Genomic DNA, 21201 nt, shown 5'->3' with positions numbered 1-21201 from the left:
CCGCACTGGGCGGGCTTTGCCAGTTTTGGTTGGTGGGCCGGGACCAAAAAGGGGACGGACCAAAAAGCAAAAAGGGGACGGATCTATTTGTGCCGGATTGTCACCTGCGGCTGGCGTCTTCGCTGGCAAGCCACCTGCGACAAGGAGGAGCCATCGATTGCCAAACCCCAGATGCAACAAAGCCCGCACTAGGCGGGCTTTGTCAGCTTCGATTGGTGGAGCCGGGGGGATTTGAACCCCCGTCCGCCAGTACTCCGCTGTCGGTACTACATGCGTAGCCGTGTCTATTAAGTTAACCCTCAGCGACCCGACGGGCAGGGTGCTTTGGGCGAGTTGTGTAAGTTTTAGCCGATTCGTCCACAACGTACTGCACGGCGATTCTGTTCTATATGACAATCACTTTGGGTTTACAGACATCCCCTGGTGATTGCTGGACCCGAAGGTACCAGAAGCTCAGGGCTAAGGCTGCTTACGCAGCGAGAGCGAATTCCTGGCCGTAGTTTTCGTCATTGGCAACTATAAGTAGTTGCAACAGTGGATTTACGAGTTCTGTTACCAACTCGGCATGCACCTAAAGTTTCGCAACCGGCGTCGAATCCTAAACGGCCCCGAGCCTGATGCTCGGTGAATCAAATGAGCAACAGGCCTGTGCAGTGTACGCCAACACGCGTGAGAAGGCCAACCCGAAAGGTTGGGCATCACAGATCATGGGGTGGCTGCGTTGGTCTGTTGGTCAGCGAGGGCCATTGCCTGGCTGGCTTCGGTGACGCATTTGGTGTCGTCACCGGCGGCTTGTGATGCTTGGGCGCTGGACAGCAGTCGTTTGATCTCCATTGTGGTGTTTGTGGAGGTTGCTGGCAGTGCGGTGACTTTGTTGTTGAGCTCTTGGAGCTTGCTCGTACAGAGGGTGTTGTCGGCGGCGGACACAGGGGAGGCGAGGATTGCGCAAGTGGTGAGCAGGCCAGCAAGTGAGGCAGGTTTCATGGTTTTCTCCTTGGGCTGATTTTTTCGGGGCTGCGTCAGGGGGGGCGCGGCTTGGTCGAAAAAACTGCCATGGGGGGTATCAGGTCAGGTACATCGTGTGTAGCGGTTTTGCGACTGCTTCGCAGCCGAACGGGGCGGTGCGGCGGTCCGACAAGCCCCCTCGCCACAGGGTGTGTTGCCCGACTACAGCTTTACATGATGGATCGGGGCTGTTTAGAAGACTTCGACGCTGCGCGGGAATTCGGTTCGTTTGGAAAAACGCTGGGCTGACTGTCTGATAAGGCAGCGCTGGCAGGGGACGAATGTCTTCGAAGGGGGGGCCGGGGGATGTGCGCCACCGAGGCTCGGAGGGCCAACCCGAAGGTTGGCCTTGAACCGGGTTACTTCGAGCCTTTTTTTGCATTCGTGACATCGGCGATGGTTTGAGTGGTCTCGGAGATGCAAGCGTCAATGCCTTCCTGGGTGCCTTTTGCCTGCTCGGCCTTGGCTTTCTCGACGGAGGCCTTTACCTGGTCAGTCATTTCCGGAGGAACCTGTGCCTTGCCGTTTTCGATGGTTTTCAGGTTGACCTCGCAAAGGTCTTCTGCGGCAAACGAAGGGGAAGCCATCATGGAAGCAGTAATGAACAAACCTAACAGCACAGAACGATTCATGTGTATCTCCTTGAGCTGAAGGGCCAGGTATCGCTGGCCATCAAGTCGGGCTGCCGAGTATTGGGAAAGCCCCGCATTTGCGGGACTTGATCAGTGGACTGCGGCGGCACGTCAGGGTTCTGTTTTTTCTGCTGTAAGGTTGTCAATTCCGGCAAGAAGCATCGAGCAAGGTCCAACAATCCACCTTCCTTGAGGTCTTGCTATCACAGCGCTCTGGCTTGGGTAACGCGGTCCACCAGATAGACTAGACCGTGATAGTCGATGCCGCCGTGTTGTGTCAGGCCGATCTCACAGGTGCGGCTGGTGGAAATCCCTTCGCTGCACTGCTGCACCGCGTCCTTGAGTGTTCGCAAGGAGTGCGCGTTCAACTCCGGCGTGGTGAAGCCCTTGTCGCCGGCGAAGCCGCAGCAATGAATGCCTTCGGGAATCACCACGTTTTTGCTGCACTTGCGCGCCAGATCGATCAGCGCCTGGCTTTCGCCGAGGTGCTGGGTACTGCAGGTCACGTGTACGGCAATCGGCGCGTCCTGGGGGGTGAACTGCAGGCGATCCATCAAGTGTGTGCGGATGAAGCGCACCGGGTCGTACAGATCCAGACGCACGTCGCCCAGGTCCTGGACCAGACGCAGGGTGCACGGGCTGGTATCGCAGTAGATGGGGTCGAGTCCGCCGCGACTGGCGTGCAGCAGTGCTCCGATCAGTTCCTGGCGTTTGTGTTCGGCCTGTTCGGCGTAGCCTTTTGACGCGAACGGCTGGCCGCAGCAAAGGCTGTCGAGGTTGTCCGGGTAGACCACCTGAAATCCGGCCTTTTCCAGCAGGCCGCGGGTCTTGTCGTGCAGCGACATTTGTTCCTTGTCGCCCGCCGCCGGGCCCATGGCCCGGGACACGCATGCGGCCAGATACACCACCCGTGGGCGCGCATCGGTTGTCGTCGGGCTGAAACGGATCGCCCGTTCAGGCTGTGGCATGGCGTTGGTCCACAGCGGGATCTGCCCGTGGGACAGTTTATTCATCGTCGCGCTGAGTCTGGCCAGTCGTGGTGCTCCCAACAGCATCCGTGCGCCGTTGGCCACGTGCAGGGTGAACCGCGCGCCTTGCAGCGCCGTGGCGAAGTTTCCTTCAAGCCAGTTGGCGGTTTTCGTATGCGTGGCCTTACGGCTGCGAAGTTTTTTCACCAGCTCGCCGGTATTGATGCCTACCGGGCAGCGTTGTGCACACAGGCCTGTGGCGGCGCAGGTGTCGATGCCCTGGTATTCGTAGGCCGCTTCGAGTTCGGAGGTGTCGACTCCGGCGCGCTTCTTCGCCTGGATGTCACGCCAGATGACGATGCGCTGGCGCGGGCTCAGGGTCAGGCCTTTGGAAGGGCAGACCGGTTCACAGAAGCCGCATTCGATGCACTTATCCACAATCTCATCGGCGGCCGGCAGCGGCTTGAGGTGTTTGAGGTGGATCTGCGGATCGTCACTGAGCACCACATCCGGATTGAGAATACCGTTGGGGTCCAGCAGGCGTTTGAGTTGCCACATCAACTGGTAGGCGTCGCTGCCCCATTCCAGTTCGACGAAGGGCGCCATGTTACGCCCGGTGCCGTGTTCAGCCTTCAGCGAACCGCCGAATTCCACTGCCACCAACTGCGCCACGTCGTCCATGAACGCCTGATAGCGTGCGACTTCCTGCGGATTGTTGAAGCCTTGGGTGAAGACAAAGTGCAGATTGCCTTCCAGGGCGTGTCCGAAAAGGATCGCTTCGTCGTAGTGATGTTTGTCGAACAGCTCGATCAGGCAGTTGACGCCGATGGCCAGTTGTTCGACCGGGAAGGTCACGTCTTCGATGATCACCGTGGTGCCGGTTTTGCGCACCGCGCCGACAGCGGGGAAGGTGTCCTTGCGGATCGCCCAGAGCCTTGCGTTTTCCAGCGAGTCTTCGGTGAAGTCGACCTGTTTTTCTACCGGGAACCCGGCGAGCGACGCCATGATCTGCGCCAGCTGTTCATGCAGCAGCGTGGACGACGCGGCGCGGGATTCGATCAGCAGCGCGCAGGCATTGTTCGACAGTTGCTGTACGAAAGCCGGCATGCCTGGTTTGTCCTGCACTGAGCGCAGGCTACGGCGATCGAGCAATTCCACGGCCGAGACCGGTTGGCTTTTGAGCACGCTTACCGCGTTGCAGCAGGTTTCCACATCCGGGAACACGATCAGCGCCGAGGCTTTGTTCGGGTGGTCGATCACTGTGTCGTAGGTCACGGCACTGATGAAACCCAGGGTGCCTTCGGAACCCACCAGCAGGTGGCTCAAGATATCCACAGGCTCGTCGTAATCCACCAGGGCATTAAGTGACAGGCCAGTGGTATTTTTCAGGCGGTACTTGTGGCGAATTTTCGCAGCCAGTTCGGTGTTGGCGCGGGTCTCGCGACCCAGTGTCGCCAGTTGCTCCAGCAACGCACCGTGGCTCTGTCGAAACGCCGCGACACTGGCGGCGTCTTCGGTATCGAGGCAGCTGCCGTCGGCGAGGACCAGGCGAATGCCGGCCAGGGTGTGATAGGTGTTCTGCGCCGTACCGCAGCACATGCCGCTGGCATTGTTGGCGACGATGCCGCCGATTTTGCAGGCGTTGATCGAGGCCGGGTCGGGACCGATCTTGCGGCCGAACGGCGCCAGCCAGGCGTTGGCCTGCGCGCCAATCACCCCCGGTTGCAGGCGAATCTGGGTGCCTTGGCCGCGAATCTCGCGACCGTTCCAGTTATCCCCAAGCACGATCAATACCGAGTCGCTGATGGCCTGGCCGGAGAGACTGGTGCCAGCGGCGCGGAAGGTCACCGCAACCCGATCGCGCTGGGCCAGTCGCAGAAGCGTTACCACTTCTTGTTCAGACTCGACGCGGATCACCAGTTGCGGAATCAGTCGATAAAAGCTGGCATCGGTACCGAACGCCAGCGTCGACAGCGGATCGTCGAAACGCCGCGCCTTGGGAATCAGTTGCTGCGCATCTCGCAGAAAAGCCGCCGGTAGACTCATTTATCCTCCAGGATCAGAACCACCAGGTCTTTCGGTCCGTGAGCGCCGTACGCCAGCACCTGTTCGATGTCGGCGGTCTTCGACGGGCCGGATACCAGCAGTGCATTGGTCGGCATGCCCTGTGCCCATTCGAATTCCTGCTGCACCTGATAGAAGTTGTCGCGGATTTCACTGGCCTTGAGCAGGGCGAAATGCACCGGTGGCGCCAGGCTCATCAGACGCGGTTCTTCCCGGGTCGGCCAGATAATCAGGCTGCCTGTCGCTGCGATTGCGCCGAGGGTGCCGGTGAGGCTCGCCGGGGTGTCGTTGAACAGTTCGGCTTTCCATTCTTCGATAGGCCGGTCGTAGGCTTTGAGCGTCGGCAGCTCAGGATGACTCGCCCAATGTTGAGTGACTCGCTGACCGTGAGCGGTGCCCGGTGCGATCAACAGGCTCGGCAATTGGCGCTCCTGCAGCAATCTCGCCAACAGCGCTGGCCATGCTTCGCCGGACGTCAGATGGATTTCCGTGTGCACCGCTTCCATCAGTTTGCGCAGCTGGGCGATGCGTTGTTCTGGCGCGTAGGTGTAGGGCTGCGTCACCAGATCGACGTCGAAGTTGTCAGCCATCGGCGTAGTGCCTGTCAGGCTTTTACGCAGTTTGGCGAGGATGTTTTGCTTGGCGCTCATCAACGGTCTCCCTGTTTGGCCAGGTGCTCGCGGGCCATGTCATGCAGTGAGCGGGCAGCGGGTTTCGGCGCGCTGTGGTTTTGCGTCCACGGGCCGACATTGCTCGGGGTGAGGGCGCGCAGGCGGGTGGCGAAAAAGCCGAACAGGCGGTACAGCGTCGGCGAGCTGTTCAGCTTCGCCCAGGCGTTCCAGATGAACCGTTCCTTGCGCGAATACTTGCTGCCCTGGCCGCGCATCACTTGATGAGGGCTGTCCGGTGCCTTGACGTTTTCCTCACGCAGGCGACGCAGCAGTGCAGGGATCGGAATTTTTACCGGGCACACTTCGCCGCAGGCACCGCACAGCGAAGAGGCGCTCGGGTGGTCCGGGACTTTGGCCAGGCCAACCATGTGCGGGGTGATGATTTTTCCGATAGGCCCTGGGTAAACCTCGCCGTAGGCATGGCCGCCGATTCGGGTGTAGACCGGGCAATGATTCATACAGGCGCCGCAGCGGATGCAATTGAGGGTCTGGCGCAATTCACTGTCGGCAAAGGCCTGGCTGCGACCGTTGTCGAGCAGTACCAGGTGCACTTCCTGAGGCCCGTCGAGCTCGTGCTCCTTGCGCGGGCCGGAGATCATGTTGACGTAGGTGGTGATCGGGATGCCGAGGGCCGAGCGGGTCAGCAGCGACAGCAGCGGCACCACGTCGCGCAGGTTTTCCACAACCTTTTCGATACCGGTGACCGCGATGTGCACCGGTGGCACCGTGGTGGTCATGCGGCCGTTGCCTTCGTTTTCCACCAGCAGCAGGGTGCCGGTTTCGGCCACGGCGAAGTTGACGCCGGAGACGCCGATGTCCGCTTCGAAGAATTTCTGCCGCAAGACCTTGCGACCGATCTGAATGAGTTGGTCAACGTCCTTGGTGTATTCCACGCCAAGTTTGTCGTGGAACAAGGACGCGACCTGACCGGCATTCTTGTGGATCGCCGGCATAATGATGTGTGAAGGCTTCTCGTGGTCGAGCTGGACGATGTATTCGCCCATGTCCGATTCCAGGCATTCAATGCCCTGTTCAGCGAGGAAGTGATTCATCTCCATTTCTTCGCTGACCATCGATTTGCCCTTGATCACTTGCCGCCCCTCGTGAGCGCGGATGATCGAAAGGACGATGCCATTGGCCTCGTCCACCGTTTCCGCCCAGTGCACTGTCACACCGTTGCGGGTCAGGTTCTGTTCCAGTTGTTCGAGCAGGTCTGGCAACTTGGATAACGCACGGGCGCGAACAGCATTGCCCAGTGCGCGTAAATGTTCTCTTTCGTGGGCATCGCTGAAAGCCGCTGCCCGTTTGGTCATCAGTGAATCCATCGCCTTGCGGAAGTTGCCCCGCAATTGCGCATCACCCAGCGCGTTGTGGGCGCGGGTGCGAAAGTCTTCTTCTACTGCAACTGTCGGAATAATCGTGGAAGCGCTCATCGGGCACCTCCGGTTCGCTGCCAGAGGAAGCTGGCCAGATGCTGACCGCGTAACGCTTCCTGCTGTTTCTCCAGCGAGCCGTTGATGTTCATCAAGCAGCCGCAGTCGGCACTCAGTACCTGGTGCGCTCCGGATTCCTTCAGCGCCCGGGTCTTGTCAGCCACCATGGCGCCGGAAATGTCCGGCATTCGGACGCTGAAAGTCCCGCCGAAGCCACAGCATTCGCTTTCGTGTTCGTGGTTGACCCGCTCCACATTGCTCAACTGCGCCAACAATTCGCGGCCGTGCAGGTGGGTATTCATCTCGCGGCGTGCCGAGCACGAGGTGTGCAGCGCCACTTTCACGGGAGCGCCGCTGTCCTTGAGCTGCACCTTGCACACGAACAGCAGGAACTCGGCCAGCTCATAGGTCCTGGCAGCCAGCGCCTGAACCTGTTTCAGCGTGTCCGGCTCGTCCTTGAACAAGTCGGCGTAGTGCTCGCGCAACATGCCTGCGCAGGAGCCCGACGGCACCACCACTGGATAGTCCCCGGCGAACAGCGCCAATTGCGAGCGCGCCACGGTCCGGGCCTGCTCAGTGTAACCCGAGGTGTAGGCCGGTTGCCCGCAACAGCTCTGCCCCTGCGGGTAGTCGACACGAATGCCTTCGCGCTCCAGCAGGTGGATCGCGTCCATCCCGGCTTGCGGATAAAACAAATCCACCACGCAGGTCCCGAACAGGTAGACCCGTGACGGTTTCTCGCTGGGGTATTGCCGAGGCTCGGGCAGTGGCGGGGCGACGCGGGTCGCGTTCGGCACAGCGTTGTAGAAAAGCTCGCTCATCAGGCGTCTCCGGGTGGTCCCGGTTATGCGTCCGTCGAGGCTGCTGAATATTGAAAGGGAAACGTTCAGCAGCCTTACAGACCGGGGTATGAATAGCTGACGCCGGAGGTTTGGCCCGGCGTCGGTTTTGTCCGTGTTTCCTGTAGCCCTTAATGCACCAGCATGCCGGTGAACCAGTAGGCCTGAGCCAACGTGATCAAGCCGACGATTGTTGCAAAGAATAGGCTGTGCTTGAGGGTAAAGCGGAACAGATCCGATTCCTTGCCCACCAGGCCAGTCGCGGCGCAAGCCACGGCGATCGATTGTGGCGAGATCATCTTGCCGGTCACGCCGCCGCTGGTGTTCGCCGCCACCAGCAAGGTGTCGTTGACCCCGATCTGGTGCGCAGTGGTGGCCTGCAACGAGCTGAACAGGGCGTTGGACGAAGTATCGGAGCCTGTCAGGAACACACCCAGCCAGCCGAGGAACGGCGAGAAGAACGGGAAGGCTGCACCTGTGCCGGCCAATACCAGGGCCATGGTCGATGACATGCCCGAGTAGTTGGTGACGAAGGCGAACGCCAGCACCATGCCGATGGACAGGATCGGCCAGCGCAACTCGTAGAAGGTCTCTTTAAAAGTGGTAAGACCAGTTTTGAGGTTGATCTTCAGGACCACCATCGAGATCAGCGCGGAGAAGAAGATTGCCGTGCCGGTCGCGGAAATCGGGTCCAGCTTGAACACCGCTGGAATGGCCGTCGGCGTCGCCACGATCGGGGCAACCTTGACCACCATTTGATCCAGGTGCGGGATGGCGAAGTTGAATACCCAGCTGTACATCGAGCCGCCCGCGGCAAACATCGCCTTGAACGGTTTCAGGGTCCAGATGGTGACCAGTACAGTGAGGATCAGGAACGGTGACCAGGCCTTGATAATTTCCCCGAGGCTGTAGGGCGAAGCCACGGTGCTGCGCTTCTGGCCGAAACCACCGACGCTGGCGGTTACCACGGAGGCTGACACGGCACCGGCGATGTGCTGGCCTGCGGCGCGTTTCGGTTGCCAGACTTTCAGGAACAGCGTGAGGGAAATCAGGCTGGCCAGGGCCGAAGTGATGTCCGGCAGTTCCGGGCCGATGAAGTTCGAGGTGAAGTACTGGGTCACGGCGAAGCTCAAGCCGGCGACCAGTGCTGCCGGCCAGGTTTCGCGCACGCCGCGCAGGCCATCCATCATGAACACCAGCCAGAACGGTACGAACAGCGACAGCAGCGGCAGTTGCCGGCCGGTCATGGCGCCGATTTTGAAGGCGTCGATGCCGGTCACTTGTCCGGCAACGATGATCGGAATACCCAGGGCGCCGAACGCGACCGGAGCGGTGTTGGCGATCAGGCACAAGCCTGCGGCGTACAGCGGGTTGAAGCCCAGCCCGACCAGCAGCGCGGCGGTAATCGCCACCGGCGCGCCGAAACCGGCGGCACCTTCCAGGAAGGCGCCGAAGCAGAAGCCAATCAGCAACACTTGCAGGCGCTGGTCGTCGGTGATCGACAGCACCGAACTGCGGATCACCTCGAACTGACCGCTCTTGACCGTCAATTTGTAGAGGAATACCGCCGCCACAATGATCCAGGCAATCGGCCACAGACCGTAGGCGAAGCCGTAACCGGCGGCGGCTAATGCCATGTCGACCGGCATATGGAAAGCGAAGATCGCCACCAGAATCGACAAGGCCAGGGTGATGCTGCCGGCCACGTGGCCTTTGAGGCGAAACACGGCCAGGGCCAGGAAGAAAAACACGATGGGGATAACGGCGGCGAGTGCGGACAGGCCGAGGCTGCCGAGCGGGCTGTAGAGCTGTTGCCAGGTTTGCATATGGGGTGGCCCCTAATTGTTGTTGGTCAGGCACTGATGGGCGGTCTTGGTTAATTGGTAATACCAATTTACAATCGCTGTTCGCTAGGGTAAAAGCCTTGTAGGTGGTGTGTCAATTTGCCGCCCTAAAACTTTTGTCGAATGCGCCGTCCGCGACTCGTCTGTAGCACGTGGGCAAATGCGCTGAGGTAGGTGCTGGCGACGCGCCGATAGGCCAGAATAGAGCCCCGGCGAGTCGTCGGATCGTGGAGAAATTTTGTTATGGGGTTTGATCAGATTCGTCAGCGCCGTTTGTCTGACGATATTGTCGAGCGGCTTGAGGGAATGATTCTCGAGGGCACGCTAAAGGCCGGTGAGCGCCTGCCGGCCGAGCGCGCGCTGGCCGAGCAGTTCGGCGTGTCACGCCCTTCGCTGCGCGAAGCCATCCAGAAACTGACGGCCAAGGGTTTGTTGGTCAGTCGTCAGGGCGGCGGCAATTATGTGGTGGAGTCCCTGGGTACGACCTTCAGTGATCCATTGCTGCAACTGCTGGAAAGTAATCCCGAGGCTCAGCGCGATCTGCTGGAGTTTCGTCATACGCTGGAAGCGTCCTGTGCCTATTACGCGGCGTTGCGTGCCACCGACGTCGACCGCGAACGGCTCACCGCCGCATTCAATCAATTACAGGACTGCTACTCCCGCCACGATGAGGTGAGTCGTGCCGAAGAGGGCGCGGCGGATGCCAGTTTTCATCTGGCAATCGCCGAAGCCAGCCACAACGCAGTGCTGCTGCACACCATTCGCGGGTTGTTCGATCTGCTCAAGCGCAACGTGGTGACGAACATCGGCGGCATGTACAAGCAGCGCACTGAAACCCGCGACATGCTGATCACGCAGCATCGGGAGTTGTACCAGGCGATTATCGAAGGGCGGGCTGAGCAGGCGCGGGAAGTCTCCAGCCGACACATTCTGTATGTACAGGAAGTGCTGGAAGAAGTGCGTCAGGAAGTGCAGCGCATGGCTCGGGCGGAGCGACGCAAGGGGATGTGACCTATAGTGATCGTTCCCACGCAGAGCGTGGGAACGATCAGGGCAGGAGGGTCAGTCTTCCTTGCCCTTGTTGCGCACAGCACGCTGCAACTCACGACCGGCGTCGCGTTCGCGTTCGGTATCGCGCTTGTCGTATTCCTTCTTGCCCTTGCCTAGAGCGATCTCGCACTTGACCATGTGCTTGCTCCAGTACCAGGACAGGCATACGCAGGCGTAACCCTTTTGCTGCACGGCGGCCGCCAGCTTTTCCAGCTCGCGCCGGTTGAGCAGCAATTTTCGCGTGCGCACCGGGTCAGCGATGACGTGGGTACTGGCCGTCATCAGAGGCGTAATGTGACTGCCAAGCAGCCAGGCTTCGCCATCCTTGAGCAGTACGTAACTGTCAACGAGCTGCAGCTTGCTTGCCCGCAAACTTTTTACTTCCCAGCCGGCCAGGACCAGACCAGCCTCGAACTTGTGTTCGATGAAGTAATCGTGTCGCGCTTTTTTATTTTGCGCGATGGTCCCTGTTGGGTGTTTCTTCTGTTTAGCCATAGGGGCGGCATTATAGGGAGTTACAACAGAGTCGGCTACGGTGTTGCTACGTGCTTGAGCAGGTTGATTGAATCCCGGACAATGCGCCCTCTTTTTTGAACGCTTGGGCGTGTTAACGATGTCGACAGACAAGGTTTCTGTCCACGGCAGTTGGGCTAGCCGCTGGGTCTTCATACTCGCCGCGACCGGTTCGGCCGTGGGCCTGGGCAGTATCTGGAAATTCCCCTACATGGTCGGCGTCTATGGCGGCGGCGCTTTTGTGCTGATGTTCCTGGCCTGTATCGCACTCATCGGTGTGCCCGTTATGCTGGCGGAAACCCTGATCGGCCGGCGTGCCCGGCAGAGTCCGGCCAACGCCTTGAAGATGCTGGCGGTCGAGGCGGGGCATTCGGGCAAATGGTCCTGGGGCGCATTTGCCGGGATGATCACGGCATTGTTGATCCTGTCTTTCTACAGCGTGGTGGGCGGCTGGTCGCTGGACTACATCATCGACATGGGGCGCGGCGATTTCCAGGGCGTGACGGCGGATCAGGTCGGTGCCTACTTTGGCAATGTCATCGCGGATCCGTGGCGCCTGACACTTTGGCACACGATTTTCATGCTGCTGTCCGCCGTGGTGATCGCCAGAGGCGTGGTTGCCGGCCTTGAGCGCAGCTTGCGGATCATGATGCCGTTGCTGTTCGTGATGATCCTGGTGCTGCTGGGCTATAGCATGACCACCGGGCATTTCATGGAAGGCGTGCACTTCATGTTCGACTTCCACCCGGAAAAGGTGCTCGACGGCCTGCTGCCGGCGATGGGTCACGCATTCTTCTCCCTGAGCGTGGGCGTCGGTTCGATCATGATCTATGGCGCCTATATGCCGAAGAGTTCGTCGCTTTCCGGCACTGTCGTCGGCGTGGCCTTGCTTGATACCTTCGTATCTCTGGTGGCCGGCCTGGCATTGTTTCCGATTGTGTTCGCTGCGGGTCTGAACCCGAGCGAAGGCCCGGGCCTGATGTTCGTCAGCCTGCCGTTCGCATTCGGTAACGTAGCCTTCGGCCAATTGATGGGTGTTGTGTTCTTCCTGCTGGTGGCGGTGGCGGCCTGGAGTTCAGCCATTTCCTTGCTGGAGCCCATGGTGGCTTACCTGGTGGAGCGCACTAAAGTAAGCAGGGCGTGGGTCACTTTCTGGCTGGCATTCAGTTGCTGGTTTGTCGGTCTGGGTACCGTGTTTTCCTTCAATATCTGGAAGGAAGCGAAGTTCTTCGTGAACGAAGGCGGGATGTTCCATCTCTATCAGTGGGGAGCAACCGGTGGTCTGGACTTCTTTGGCGTGATCGATTTCTTCACCTCGCGACTCATGTTGCCCCTTGGCGGTTTGTGTTTCGTGGTGTTTGCAGGCTGGATAATGGGGCGCGAAGCGGTGCGCGACGAATTGTCGATCCGCAACCCGGCATTGTTCAGCTTGTCCTTGTTTTTGATGCGCTATGTGGCGCCAATCGGCATTCTCGTAGTGTTTGCCGCCCAGCTGTGGAAGTGACGCTGACATGACGACACACATTCAACGTTCGGCCCTGCTGCCTTATCCGGCGCAAGCGCTGTATGACCTGGTCAATGACGTAGCGCGATACCCGGAGTTTCTGCCGTGGTGCTCGTCGGCGGAAGTCCTGGAAAGCTCCCCCGAGCATATGCGGGCGAGCGTCGGGGTGGCCAAGGGCGGACTCAGCCAGCATTTCGTGACACGTAACACCCTGGTGCCCGGGCAATCGATCGAGATGCATCTTGAGGAAGGCCCATTTACCCAGTTGCATGGCATCTGGGTGTTCAAGGCGCTGACCGACAAAGCCTGCAAAATCAGCCTGGACCTCTCGTTCGATTACGCCGGGCCGATCGTTCGCGCTACGTTGGGGCCGTTGTTCAATCAGGCGGCGAACACGCTGATGGATGCGTTCTGTCAGCGTGCCAAGCAAATACATGGTTGAGGCCGTGATCGAGATCGAAGTGGTGTATGCCGCCGTGGAGCGCCAGGTGCTTGTGTCGGTAGCGGTGCCGGTGGGAACGACCGTGCGGGCTGCTGTACTCGGGTCCGGGGTTGGCAAGGAGTTCCCCGAGCTGAATCTGGCCGATTGCCCTGTGGGTATCTTCGGTAAATTTATCGTCGATCCCGACAGTCGGCTGGTAGAGGCCGGGGATCGCATCGAAATTTATCGGCCCTTGCTGGCCGATCCGAAAGAAGTGCGACGGCTGCGCGCCGCGAAGGCTGCCGAGGCCAAAGCCCGAAATCAGTGATTTGCCGAAATGCAGGCAATAAAAAAACCCGGACATGCCGGGTTTTTTATTGCGTCGCAAATTATTGCGGCGAAGTGTCCAGCGGTTCTGGCGTCGGGACTGGAACGGTTTCTACGCCGTCGACGTCCTTCTGGATCTGATCCAGCAACGAGCCTGGCTTGACCGGTTTTTCCGGTTTCGGCTGCTCGACGTTTTCTACTGGCGCAGCGACTGGTGTGCCGCTGTCCTTGCCGAGAATGGCCTCGTCACGGCTCACCCCTGGCATGAAATCACCAGAAAGGCTGACAAGCTGGTCATTTGGGTTGAAAATAACGCTAATGCGTTCTTGTTGGCGTTCACCGCCACCCGGTTGCAGGCTATACAGATAATCCCAGCGATCGGCATGGAACGTGTCGGTCAGCAGAGGGTTACCCATGATAAACCGTACTTGCTTTCGGGTCATTCCCGGGCGTAACTGGTCTATCATGTCCTGCGTGACGACATTGCCCTGCTGGATGTCGATTTTGTAAACCCCGGGGAATGAACAACCGGCGAGTGCGAGCAGTCCCACAAAGGTGAAACTGGTTAGCAAGAGCTTGGTGTTTTGCATCGGTGGGCGACTTCCACTATCTTGGCTGGGACAACGTAAACGCCGATCATACCCGCATTAAGAGAAGCTGCGAAGCAGCATCGCGAGAAAGCTGACCATGGTTGAAAATAGCGAACTACGCAAAGCCGGCCTCAAAGTGACCCTGCCACGGGTCAAGATTCTGCAAATGCTCGACTCTACCGAGCAGCGCCACATGAGTGCCGAGGACGTCTACAAGGCGTTGATGGAAGCTGGAGAGGACGTAGGTCTGGCCACTGTTTACCGTGTACTGACCCAGTTCGAAGCGGCTGGCCTCGTGGTCCGTCACAACTTCGACGGTGGCCATGCGGTATTCGAATTGGCCGACGGTGGCCACCACGACCATATGGTCAACGTGGAAACCGGTGAGGTTGTGGAATTCATCAGCCCGGAAATCGAAAAGCTCCAGAAGGCAATTGCCGAAGAGCACGGTGTCGATCTGGTGGATCACAATCTGGTGCTGTACGTGCGCAAGAAAAAGTAAGCATGTCGCGCGAACCCAAGGTTCGCGAAACGAACGAAGGCGACCCCAGGGTCGCCTTCGTGCTTTCTGTGCATCTCAAATTTTTGCCGTTACGACCATTTTTTTCGCGTGCGCCAGGGATTCCTTGGTGAGGTCGATACCGCCCAGCATGCGCGCCACTTCTTCGACGCGGTCGTTTTTGCTCAGTTTGGAGACAGCTGTGCGCGTGGCATCCTCGCCCCGTACCTTGTGCACAAATAAATGTTGATGACCTTGCGCCGCCACTTGCGGCAAGTGCGTGACGGTCAGCACCTGGCCCCGTTCTCCGAGTCTACGCAGTAACTGGCCGACGATTTCGGCAGTCGGGCCGCCGATGCCGACGTCCACTTCATCGAATACCAGCGTTGGTACGCGGGATGTCTGCGCGGTGATCACCTGGATCGCCAGGCTGATCCGCGACAGTTCACCACCGGATGCCACTTTGGCCAGGGCTTTCAATGGTTGCCCGGGGTTGGCGCTGACCAGCAGTTCCACCTGTTCCAGGCCGTTGGGCAAAAGCTCATTGCTGCTGTTGGGGCGCAACTCGATGGTGAAGCGGCCACCGGGCATGCCCAGGCGCTGGATTTCCTGTTCCACGGCGCTGGCCAGGCTGCTTGAGGCCTGATGACGCAGGTCGCTCAGTTCCCGGGCCTTTTCCTGATAGTGACGCGCATAGGAGGACAGTTCATCGCTCAGACGCTCGATGGATTCGTCGTTGGCATTCAGGGTTTCGATTTCATCCAGCAGCTTTTGCTGCATCTCGGCGACTTCAGTCGGCTGGATGCGGTGCTTGCGTGCAAGGGTGTAGATCGCATCGAGGCGCTCTTCGAGGTATTGAAGGCGTGACGGATCGGCGTCGAAGTTGTCGAGGAAGCGGTTCAGTTCGCCGACGGCTTCTTCTACCTGGATCTGCGCGCTGGTCAGCAGGCTGCTGGCTTCACCCAGTGCGCCGATAGAGCTATTGATGCTCGACAGGCGGTTGAGGCTGGCGGTGAGGGCATTGAGGACGTTGCCTGAGTCGCTTTCGCTGCATTGTTCGACCACCTGCCGGCAGATCCCGAGCAGGGTTTCAGCATTGGTCAGGTTTTTGTGTTCCTGTTCCAGCTGTTCCAGTTCGTTATCACCCAGGCCAAGGTTTTCCAGCTCTTCGAGCTGGTAGCTGAGCAGTTGATGTCGTGCACGCTGCTCGTCACCGGAGTTGGAGAGGCGCTCCAGTTCCTGGCGGGTCTGGCGCCAGCGTTGGGCGGCAAGCTGTACCTGGCGGGCCAGGTCCGTGGCGCCGGCGTACTCGTCGAGCAGTCGGCGGTGGGTGTCGGTCTTGAGCAGCGATTGGTGTTCATGCTGGCTGTGGATGTCGATCAACAGCTCGCCCAGGGCCTTCAGGTCGCCAAGCGGGCAGGGCGTGCCATTGATGTAGCCCCGTGAGCGCCCTTCAGAGGTGATCACCCGGCGCAAAATGCACGGGCCGTCGTTTTCGAGGTCGCGCTCGGCCAGCCACGCGGCGGCTTCCGGAATATCGGCCAGATCGAAAGTCGCCAGGATGTCGGCCTTGTCGGCGCCGGGGCGGACTACGCCATTATCGGCGCGATCACCCAGGGTCAGGCCCAGTGCATCGAGCATGATCGACTTGCCCGCGCCGGTTTCCCCGGTGATCACGCTCATCCCGCGATCGAGTTCGAGGTCGAGATGTTCAACGATGGCGTAGTTGTGTACGGACAGGTGCACCAGCATAAGGGCCGCTCCCAGGCATAAGGTCTGGTTATTTATACAGTGTTTTGTTTCGCGCTGACAATGCCCCTGGTTAGCTCGATTTGCTTGGGCCGACGAAACCCTTATCGCTGCCTGGCATGACAATGCAGTTGTTTTTTGTGGGGTTAATCTTTTGTTCCCCCCTTGAAGCCGGATTTCACGGCCCCATATAGCTGGGCAGAAGCGCGAGTTAAGCTCGCGGACGATATTGAAAGGAGAAATCTATGGCTGACGAACAGACAGTGGATACGCAAAACCCAGACGCCAACCAGGCGCCCGAGGCTTCGGGTGAGAACCTGGCGGCTCGTGTACAAGTGCTCGAAGAGCAACTGGCAGGCGCTCAGGATCAGGCTTTGCGTGTAGCCGCCGATCTGCAGAACGTCCGCCGTCGCGCCGAGCAGGATGTGGAGAAGGCTCACAAGTTCGCGCTGGAAAAATTCGCCGGTGACCTGCTGCCGATCGTCGACAGCCTGGAGCGCGGCCTGGAATTGTCCAGCCCGGACGACGAAAGCATCCGTCCGATGCGCGAAGGCATCGAGCTGACCCTGAAAATGTTCCATGACACCCTCAAGCGTTATCAGCTTGAAGCGATCGATCCGCATGGCGAACCGTTCAACGCCGTTCAGCATCAGGCTATGGCCATGCAGGAAAGCGCCGATGTGGAGCCGAACAGCGTGCTGAAGGTGTTCCAGAAGGGCTATCAGCTCAATGGCCGCCTGCTGCGCCCGGCGATGGTCGTGGTCAGCAAGGCGCCTGCGCCGGTTTCGCCTTCTATTGATGAGCAGGCTTGAAATCCGCCGCAAGGCCCCCATTTATAAGTCAAGCGTTTAAGTGCTACCGCAGTTAGCCACCACTGCTGCGGCAACCAAATCCAAAGTTTCGGGAGAGTGAACATGGGCAAAATTATCGGTATCGACCTGGGGACTACCAACTCCTGCGTCTCCGTGCTGGAAAACGGCAAGGCCAAAGTTATTGAAAACGCTGAAGGCGCGCGTACCACGCCGTCGATCATCGCTTACGCCAACGATGGCGAAATCCTGGTTGGCCAGTCGGCCAAGCGTCAGGCTGTGACCAATCCGCATAACACCCTGTACGCGGTGAAGCGTCTGATCGGTCGTCGTTTTGACGAAGAAGTTGTGCAGAAAGACATCCAGATGGTCCCTTATAAAATCGCCAAGGCTGACAACGGCGATGCTTGGGTTGAAGTGAACGGCCAGAAAATGGCGCCGCCACAAATCTCGGCTGAAATTCTGAAGAAGATGAAGAAGACCGCCGAAGATTATCTCGGCGAGGAAGTCACCGAAGCAGTGATCACTGTTCCGGCTTACTTCAACGACAGCCAGCGTCAGGCGACCAAAGACGCCGGCCGCATCGCGGGTCTGGACGTAAAACGTATTATCAACGAACCAACCGCAGCCGCTCTGGCATACGGTATGGACAAGGCCAAGGGCGATCACACCGTGATCGTTTATGACCTGGGCGGCGGTACTTTCGACGTTTCCGTGATCGAGATCGCTGAAGTCGATGGCGAGCACCAGTTCGAAGTACTGGCTACCAACGGTGACACGTTCCTGGGCGGTGAAGACTTTGACATTCGTCTGATCGACTACCTCGTCGACGAATTCAAGAAAGAAAGCGGCATGAACCTCAAGGGTGATCCGCTGGCCATGCAGCGCCTGAAAGAAGCCGCTGAAAAAGCCAAGATCGAACTGTCCTCGAGCCAGTCGACCGACGTGAACCTGCCGTACATCACTGCAGACGCCACCGGTCCGAAGCACCTGAACGTGAAGATCTCCCGCGCCAAGCTCGAAGCGCTGGTGGAAGACCTGGTTCAGCGCACCATCGAACCTTGCCGCATCGCCATGAAAGATGCCGGTATCGACGTTGGCGCGATCAACGACGTGATCCTGGTGGGCGGTCAGACCCGTATGCCACTGGTTCAGAAGCTGGTAACCGAGTTCTTCGGTAAAGAAGCTCGTAAAGACGTCAACCCGGACGAAGCGGTTGCCATGGGTGCTGCTATCCAGGGTGCGGTACTGGCCGGTGACGTGAAAGACGTTCTGCTGCTCGACGTCAGCCCGCTGACCCTGGGTATCGAAACCATGGGTGGCGTGATGACCGCGCTGATCGAGAAAAACACCACGATTCCTACCAAGAAATCGCAAGTGTTCTCGACTGCCGACGACAACCAGGGCGCCGTGACCATTCACGTGCTGCAGGGCGAGCGTAAGCAAGCCGCGCAGAACAAGTCTCTGGGCAAGTTCGACCTGGCGGACATTCCACCAGCTCCACGTGGCGTGCCGCAGATCGAAGTGACCTTCGACATCGACGCCAACGGCATCCTGCACGTTGGTGCGAAGGACAAGGCTACCGGCAAGACTCAGTCGATCGTGATCAAGGCCAACTCCGGTCTGTCCGACGAAGAAATCGAGCGCATGGTGCGTGATGCCGAGGCTAACGCCGAGGAAGACCGCAAGTTCGAAGAACTGGCTGCAGCCCGTAACCAGGGTGACGCGCTGGTTCACTCGACTCGCAAAATGGTCTCCGACGCTGGCGATAAAGTGACCGCTGAAGAGAAGACTGCAATCGAAGCTGCCGTAGTTGCCCTGGAAGCCGCCGTCAAAGGCGACGACAAGGCTGCAATCGACGCCAAGGTTGAAGAGCTGTCGAAAGTCTCCGCTCCAGTGGCGCAGAAGATGTACGCCGAACAGGCCCAGCCTGCTGAAGGCGCTGCACCGCAAGGCGAATCGGCTGAAAAGGCTGACGACGTTGTCGATGCCGAGTTCGAAGAAGTCAAAGACCACAAGTAAGTTGTTGGTCGGCCGGTTGACTGCCTTTGGGCAGTGACTGGTAGGATGTCGCCGCGCGGGAGCTTGCTCCCGCGTTGGCGTATCTGGAATACGCGAATTTTTACAGCATGCGACAACGTTCGAATGCTGCTGGCATGGCCGGGAATGCTCCTGCTTTCCGAGCCGAAAGTGCCATCTTGAAACAAAGACCAGGATCGTTGAATTGACGTGAGTTGGGTCCGGGCCTGTATTGGGGCTCAACGAGTTCGGCAAACTCAGGAGGGTTTTGTCGGACGTCCTCAAGAGTGCAGATGACTTATGGCAAAGCGTGACTATTACGAAGTGTTGGGTGTTGAGCGCGGCTCAAGCGAAGCGGACCTGAAAAAGGCCTACCGTCGCCTGGCAATGAAGCACCACCCGGACCGTAATCCCGATGACAAAGCGTCGGAAGAAATGTTCAAGGAGGCCAACGAGGCCTACGAAGTGCTGTCCGATTCGAGCAAGCGCGCGGCATACGACCAGTACGGTCATGCCGGTGTCGACCCGAGCATGGGTGGCGGCGGTGCCGGTTTCGGCGGTCAGAATTTCTCCGACATCTTTGGTGATGTCTTCAGCGATTTCTTCGGTGGTGGTCGCGGCGGCTCCCGTGGCGGTGCCCAGCGCGGCAGCGACTTGCGCTACACCCTGGAGCTCGACCTCGAAGAGGCGGTGCGCGGTACCACGGTGAATATCCGTGTTCCGACGCTGGTCAACTGCAAGCCGTGCGACGGTTCCGGTGCCAAGAAAGGTTCTGCGCCGGTGACTTGCCCGACTTGCGGCGGTATCGGCCAGGTGCGCATGCAGCAAGGCTTCTTCTCGGTGCAGCAGACCTGCCCGCGCTGCCATGGCCAGGGCAAGATCATTTCCGATCCGTGCAACTCCTGCCAGGGCGAAGGTCGTATCGAGGAGTACAAGACCCTGTCGGTGAAAGTGCCGGCCGGTGTCGATACCGGCGATCGCATTCGTCTGTCCGGCGAGGGCGAGGCGGGTGCTCAGGGTGGGCCGACCGGTGATCTGTATGTCGTGATCAATGTGCGCGAACACGCGATTTTCCAGCGTGACGGCAAGCATTTGTTCTGTGAAGTGCCGATCAGCTTCGTCGATGCGGCGCTGGGTGGCGAGCTGGAAATTCCGACCCTTGACGGTCGGGTCAAGCTGAAGATTCCCGAGGGAACCCAGACCGGCAAGCAGTTCCGTGTTCGCGGCAAGGGTGTTGCACCCGTGCGTGGTGGCGGTGCCGGTGACCTGATGTGCCGCGTGGCGGTCGAGACGCCGGTTAACCTGGGTCGTCGTCAGCGCGAACTGCTGGAAGAATTCCGCAGTTCGTTGGCCGACGACAACAGCCATTCGCCGAAAACCACTGGCTGGTTCGAAGGCGTGAAACGCTTCTTCGGCGATTTGTAAGGAGACAGGCATGCGACGTATTGCAGTGATGGGCGCCGCCGGGCGCATGGGCAAGACCCTGATTGAAGCGGTGCAGCAAGCGCCTGGCGCCGGTCTGACGGCGGCGGTGGATCGTCCTGACAGCACGCTGGTGGGTGCTGATGCTGGCGAGCTGGCGGCTATCGGTCGTATCGGCGTGCCGCTGTCCGGTGATCTGGATCGAGTCGTCGACGAGTTCGACGTGCTGATTGATTTCACGCACCCGACGGTGACCCTGAAGAACCTCGCCTTCTGCCGCAAACACGGCAAGTCGATGATCATCGGCACCACCGGTTTCAGTGTCGAAGAGAAGCAATTGCTGGCGCAAGCGGGCAAGGACATTCCGATTGTCTTCGCGGCCAACTTCAGCGTTGGTGTCAATCTGTGCCTGAAATTGCTCGATACCGCTGCTCGCGTGTTGGGCGACGATGTCGACATCGAAATCACCGAAGCCCACCATCGCCATAAAGTCGATGCGCCGTCCGGCACCGCCGTGCGCATGGGCGAGGTGATTGCCGATGCGCTGGGGCGTGATTTGAAGAAGGTGGCGGTGTATGGCCGTGAAGGCCAGACCGGCGCTCGTGAGCGCGAGACCATTGGTTTCGCCACCGTGCGTGCCGGCGACATCGTTGGTGATCACACGGTGCTGTTCGCCGCCGATGGCGAGCGTGTCGAGATCACCCACAAGGCTTCCAGTCGCATGACCTTCGCCAAGGGTGCGGTACGGGCCGCATTGTGGCTGGACGGGCGCGAGCCTGGTCTTTATGACATGCAAGACGTGCTCGATCTGCGTTAAGATGCAGCCGAAATCGGGCTCGCGC

Annotated in this window: 20 protein-coding genes and 1 other RNA gene; 10 read left to right on the top strand and 11 right to left on the bottom strand. The window is 59.4% G+C overall.

Going from position 1 to position 21201, the window contains the following annotated elements; all coding sequences use genetic code 11:
• The coding region (locus AC07OG_RS22590) for a hypothetical protein (protein ID WP_495068136.1) at positions 1–192 on the top strand (192 nt) is incomplete at its 5' end.
• A 21-nt stretch (positions 193–213) separates the two neighbouring features.
• On the opposite strand, the gene ssrA is transcribed toward AC07OG_RS22590, so the two are convergent.
• From ssrA to AC07OG_RS22550, 8 genes are all read right to left on the bottom strand, one after another.
• Positions 214–610: a transfer-messenger RNA gene (ssrA, locus tag AC07OG_RS22585) on the bottom strand.
• Between the two features lie 95 nt (positions 611–705).
• Positions 706–984, bottom strand: coding sequence for a PA2433 domain-containing protein (locus AC07OG_RS22580; protein WP_218425517.1), 279 nt, complete (start codon positions 982–984; stop codon positions 706–708).
• Between the two features lie 380 nt (positions 985–1364).
• Positions 1365–1637: a PA2433 domain-containing protein gene (locus AC07OG_RS22575; protein WP_060541175.1), complete on the bottom strand. Its 273-nt coding sequence runs from the start codon at positions 1635–1637 to the stop codon at positions 1365–1367.
• A gap of 203 nt (positions 1638–1840) precedes the next feature.
• On the bottom strand, positions 1841–4651 hold the full coding sequence (locus AC07OG_RS22570; protein WP_495068135.1) for an FAD-binding and (Fe-S)-binding domain-containing protein: 2811 nt from the start codon (positions 4649–4651) through the stop codon (positions 1841–1843).
• Complete coding sequence (locus AC07OG_RS22565; protein WP_495068134.1) at positions 4648–5319, bottom strand: LutC/YkgG family protein; 672 nt, start codon at positions 5317–5319, stop codon at positions 4648–4650. The genes AC07OG_RS22570 and AC07OG_RS22565 overlap by 4 nt, the downstream gene beginning before the upstream one ends.
• The gene (locus tag AC07OG_RS22560) at positions 5319–6773 is read right to left on the bottom strand and encodes a LutB/LldF family L-lactate oxidation iron-sulfur protein (RefSeq protein WP_060541178.1); all 1455 of its coding nucleotides are present in this window, start codon (positions 6771–6773) and stop codon (positions 5319–5321) included. Before AC07OG_RS22560 ends, AC07OG_RS22565 begins: the two co-directional genes overlap by 1 nt.
• On the bottom strand, positions 6770–7594 hold the full coding sequence (locus AC07OG_RS22555; protein ID WP_060541179.1) for a (Fe-S)-binding protein: 825 nt from the start codon (positions 7592–7594) through the stop codon (positions 6770–6772). Before AC07OG_RS22555 ends, AC07OG_RS22560 begins: the two co-directional genes overlap by 4 nt.
• A gap of 149 nt (positions 7595–7743) precedes the next feature.
• On the bottom strand, positions 7744–9438 hold the full coding sequence (locus tag AC07OG_RS22550; protein WP_060541180.1) for a lactate permease LctP family transporter: 1695 nt from the start codon (positions 9436–9438) through the stop codon (positions 7744–7746).
• Between the two features lie 261 nt (positions 9439–9699).
• Here AC07OG_RS22550 and AC07OG_RS22545 point away from each other — a divergent pair, with 261 nt between their 5' ends.
• The gene (locus tag AC07OG_RS22545; RefSeq protein ID WP_060541181.1) at positions 9700–10467 is read left to right on the top strand and encodes an FCD domain-containing protein; all 768 of its coding nucleotides are present in this window, start codon (positions 9700–9702) and stop codon (positions 10465–10467) included.
• A gap of 51 nt (positions 10468–10518) precedes the next feature.
• Here the strand turns inward: AC07OG_RS22545 and smpB are convergent, their stop codons facing one another.
• On the bottom strand, positions 10519–11001 hold the full coding sequence (gene smpB, locus AC07OG_RS22540; RefSeq protein ID WP_007915208.1) for an SsrA-binding protein SmpB: 483 nt from the start codon (positions 10999–11001) through the stop codon (positions 10519–10521).
• A 118-nt stretch (positions 11002–11119) separates the two neighbouring features.
• Here smpB and AC07OG_RS22535 point away from each other — a divergent pair, with 118 nt between their 5' ends.
• The 3 genes from AC07OG_RS22535 to AC07OG_RS22525 are packed head-to-tail and all read left to right on the top strand — an operon-like array spanning position 11120 to position 13272.
• Positions 11120–12523, top strand: a complete 1404-nt coding sequence (locus AC07OG_RS22535) for a sodium-dependent transporter (RefSeq protein WP_495068133.1) — start codon at positions 11120–11122, stop codon at positions 12521–12523.
• Positions 12524–12530: 7 nt separating this feature from the next.
• Entirely contained in the window at positions 12531–12965 is a 435-nt protein-coding gene (locus AC07OG_RS22530; protein ID WP_060541183.1) for a type II toxin-antitoxin system RatA family toxin, read from the top strand.
• Positions 12958–13272: an RnfH family protein gene (locus tag AC07OG_RS22525; RefSeq protein ID WP_495068132.1), complete on the top strand. Its 315-nt coding sequence runs from the start codon at positions 12958–12960 to the stop codon at positions 13270–13272. Before AC07OG_RS22530 ends, AC07OG_RS22525 begins: the two co-directional genes overlap by 8 nt.
• Before the next feature lie 61 nt (positions 13273–13333).
• On the opposite strand, the gene AC07OG_RS22520 is transcribed toward AC07OG_RS22525, so the two are convergent.
• Positions 13334–13861, bottom strand: coding sequence for an outer membrane protein assembly factor BamE (locus AC07OG_RS22520; RefSeq protein WP_060541185.1), 528 nt, complete (start codon positions 13859–13861; stop codon positions 13334–13336).
• A gap of 97 nt (positions 13862–13958) precedes the next feature.
• On the opposite strand from AC07OG_RS22520, the gene fur reads away from it, so the two are divergent.
• On the top strand, positions 13959–14363 hold the full coding sequence (fur, locus tag AC07OG_RS22515; protein ID WP_060541186.1) for a ferric iron uptake transcriptional regulator: 405 nt from the start codon (positions 13959–13961) through the stop codon (positions 14361–14363).
• Between the two features lie 75 nt (positions 14364–14438).
• On the opposite strand, the gene recN is transcribed toward fur, so the two are convergent.
• Complete coding sequence (gene recN, locus AC07OG_RS22510; RefSeq protein WP_060541187.1) at positions 14439–16112, bottom strand: DNA repair protein RecN; 1674 nt, start codon at positions 16110–16112, stop codon at positions 14439–14441.
• Positions 16113–16354: 242 nt separating this feature from the next.
• Between recN and grpE the strand changes: the two genes are divergently transcribed.
• From grpE to dapB, 4 genes are all read left to right on the top strand, one after another.
• A complete protein-coding gene (gene grpE / locus AC07OG_RS22505; RefSeq protein WP_060541188.1) occupies positions 16355–16921 on the top strand; it encodes a nucleotide exchange factor GrpE in 567 nt (188 codons plus the stop codon).
• 102 nt (positions 16922–17023) lie between these two features.
• Positions 17024–18940, top strand: coding sequence for a molecular chaperone DnaK (dnaK, locus tag AC07OG_RS22500; protein WP_060541189.1), 1917 nt, complete (start codon positions 17024–17026; stop codon positions 18938–18940).
• Between the two features lie 297 nt (positions 18941–19237).
• Positions 19238–20362, top strand: a complete 1125-nt coding sequence (gene dnaJ / locus AC07OG_RS22495; RefSeq protein WP_495068131.1) for a molecular chaperone DnaJ — start codon at positions 19238–19240, stop codon at positions 20360–20362.
• A gap of 10 nt (positions 20363–20372) precedes the next feature.
• Entirely contained in the window at positions 20373–21176 is an 804-nt protein-coding gene (gene dapB, locus AC07OG_RS22490; protein WP_060541191.1) for a 4-hydroxy-tetrahydrodipicolinate reductase, read from the top strand.
• Positions 21177–21201: the final 25 nt, after the last annotated feature.

This window comes from Pseudomonas sp. GW821-FHT09H03, from assembly GCF_059415945.1.
Note: the sequence above shows the minus strand (reverse complement) of the source record. Positions and strands in the feature narration are given on the sequence as shown.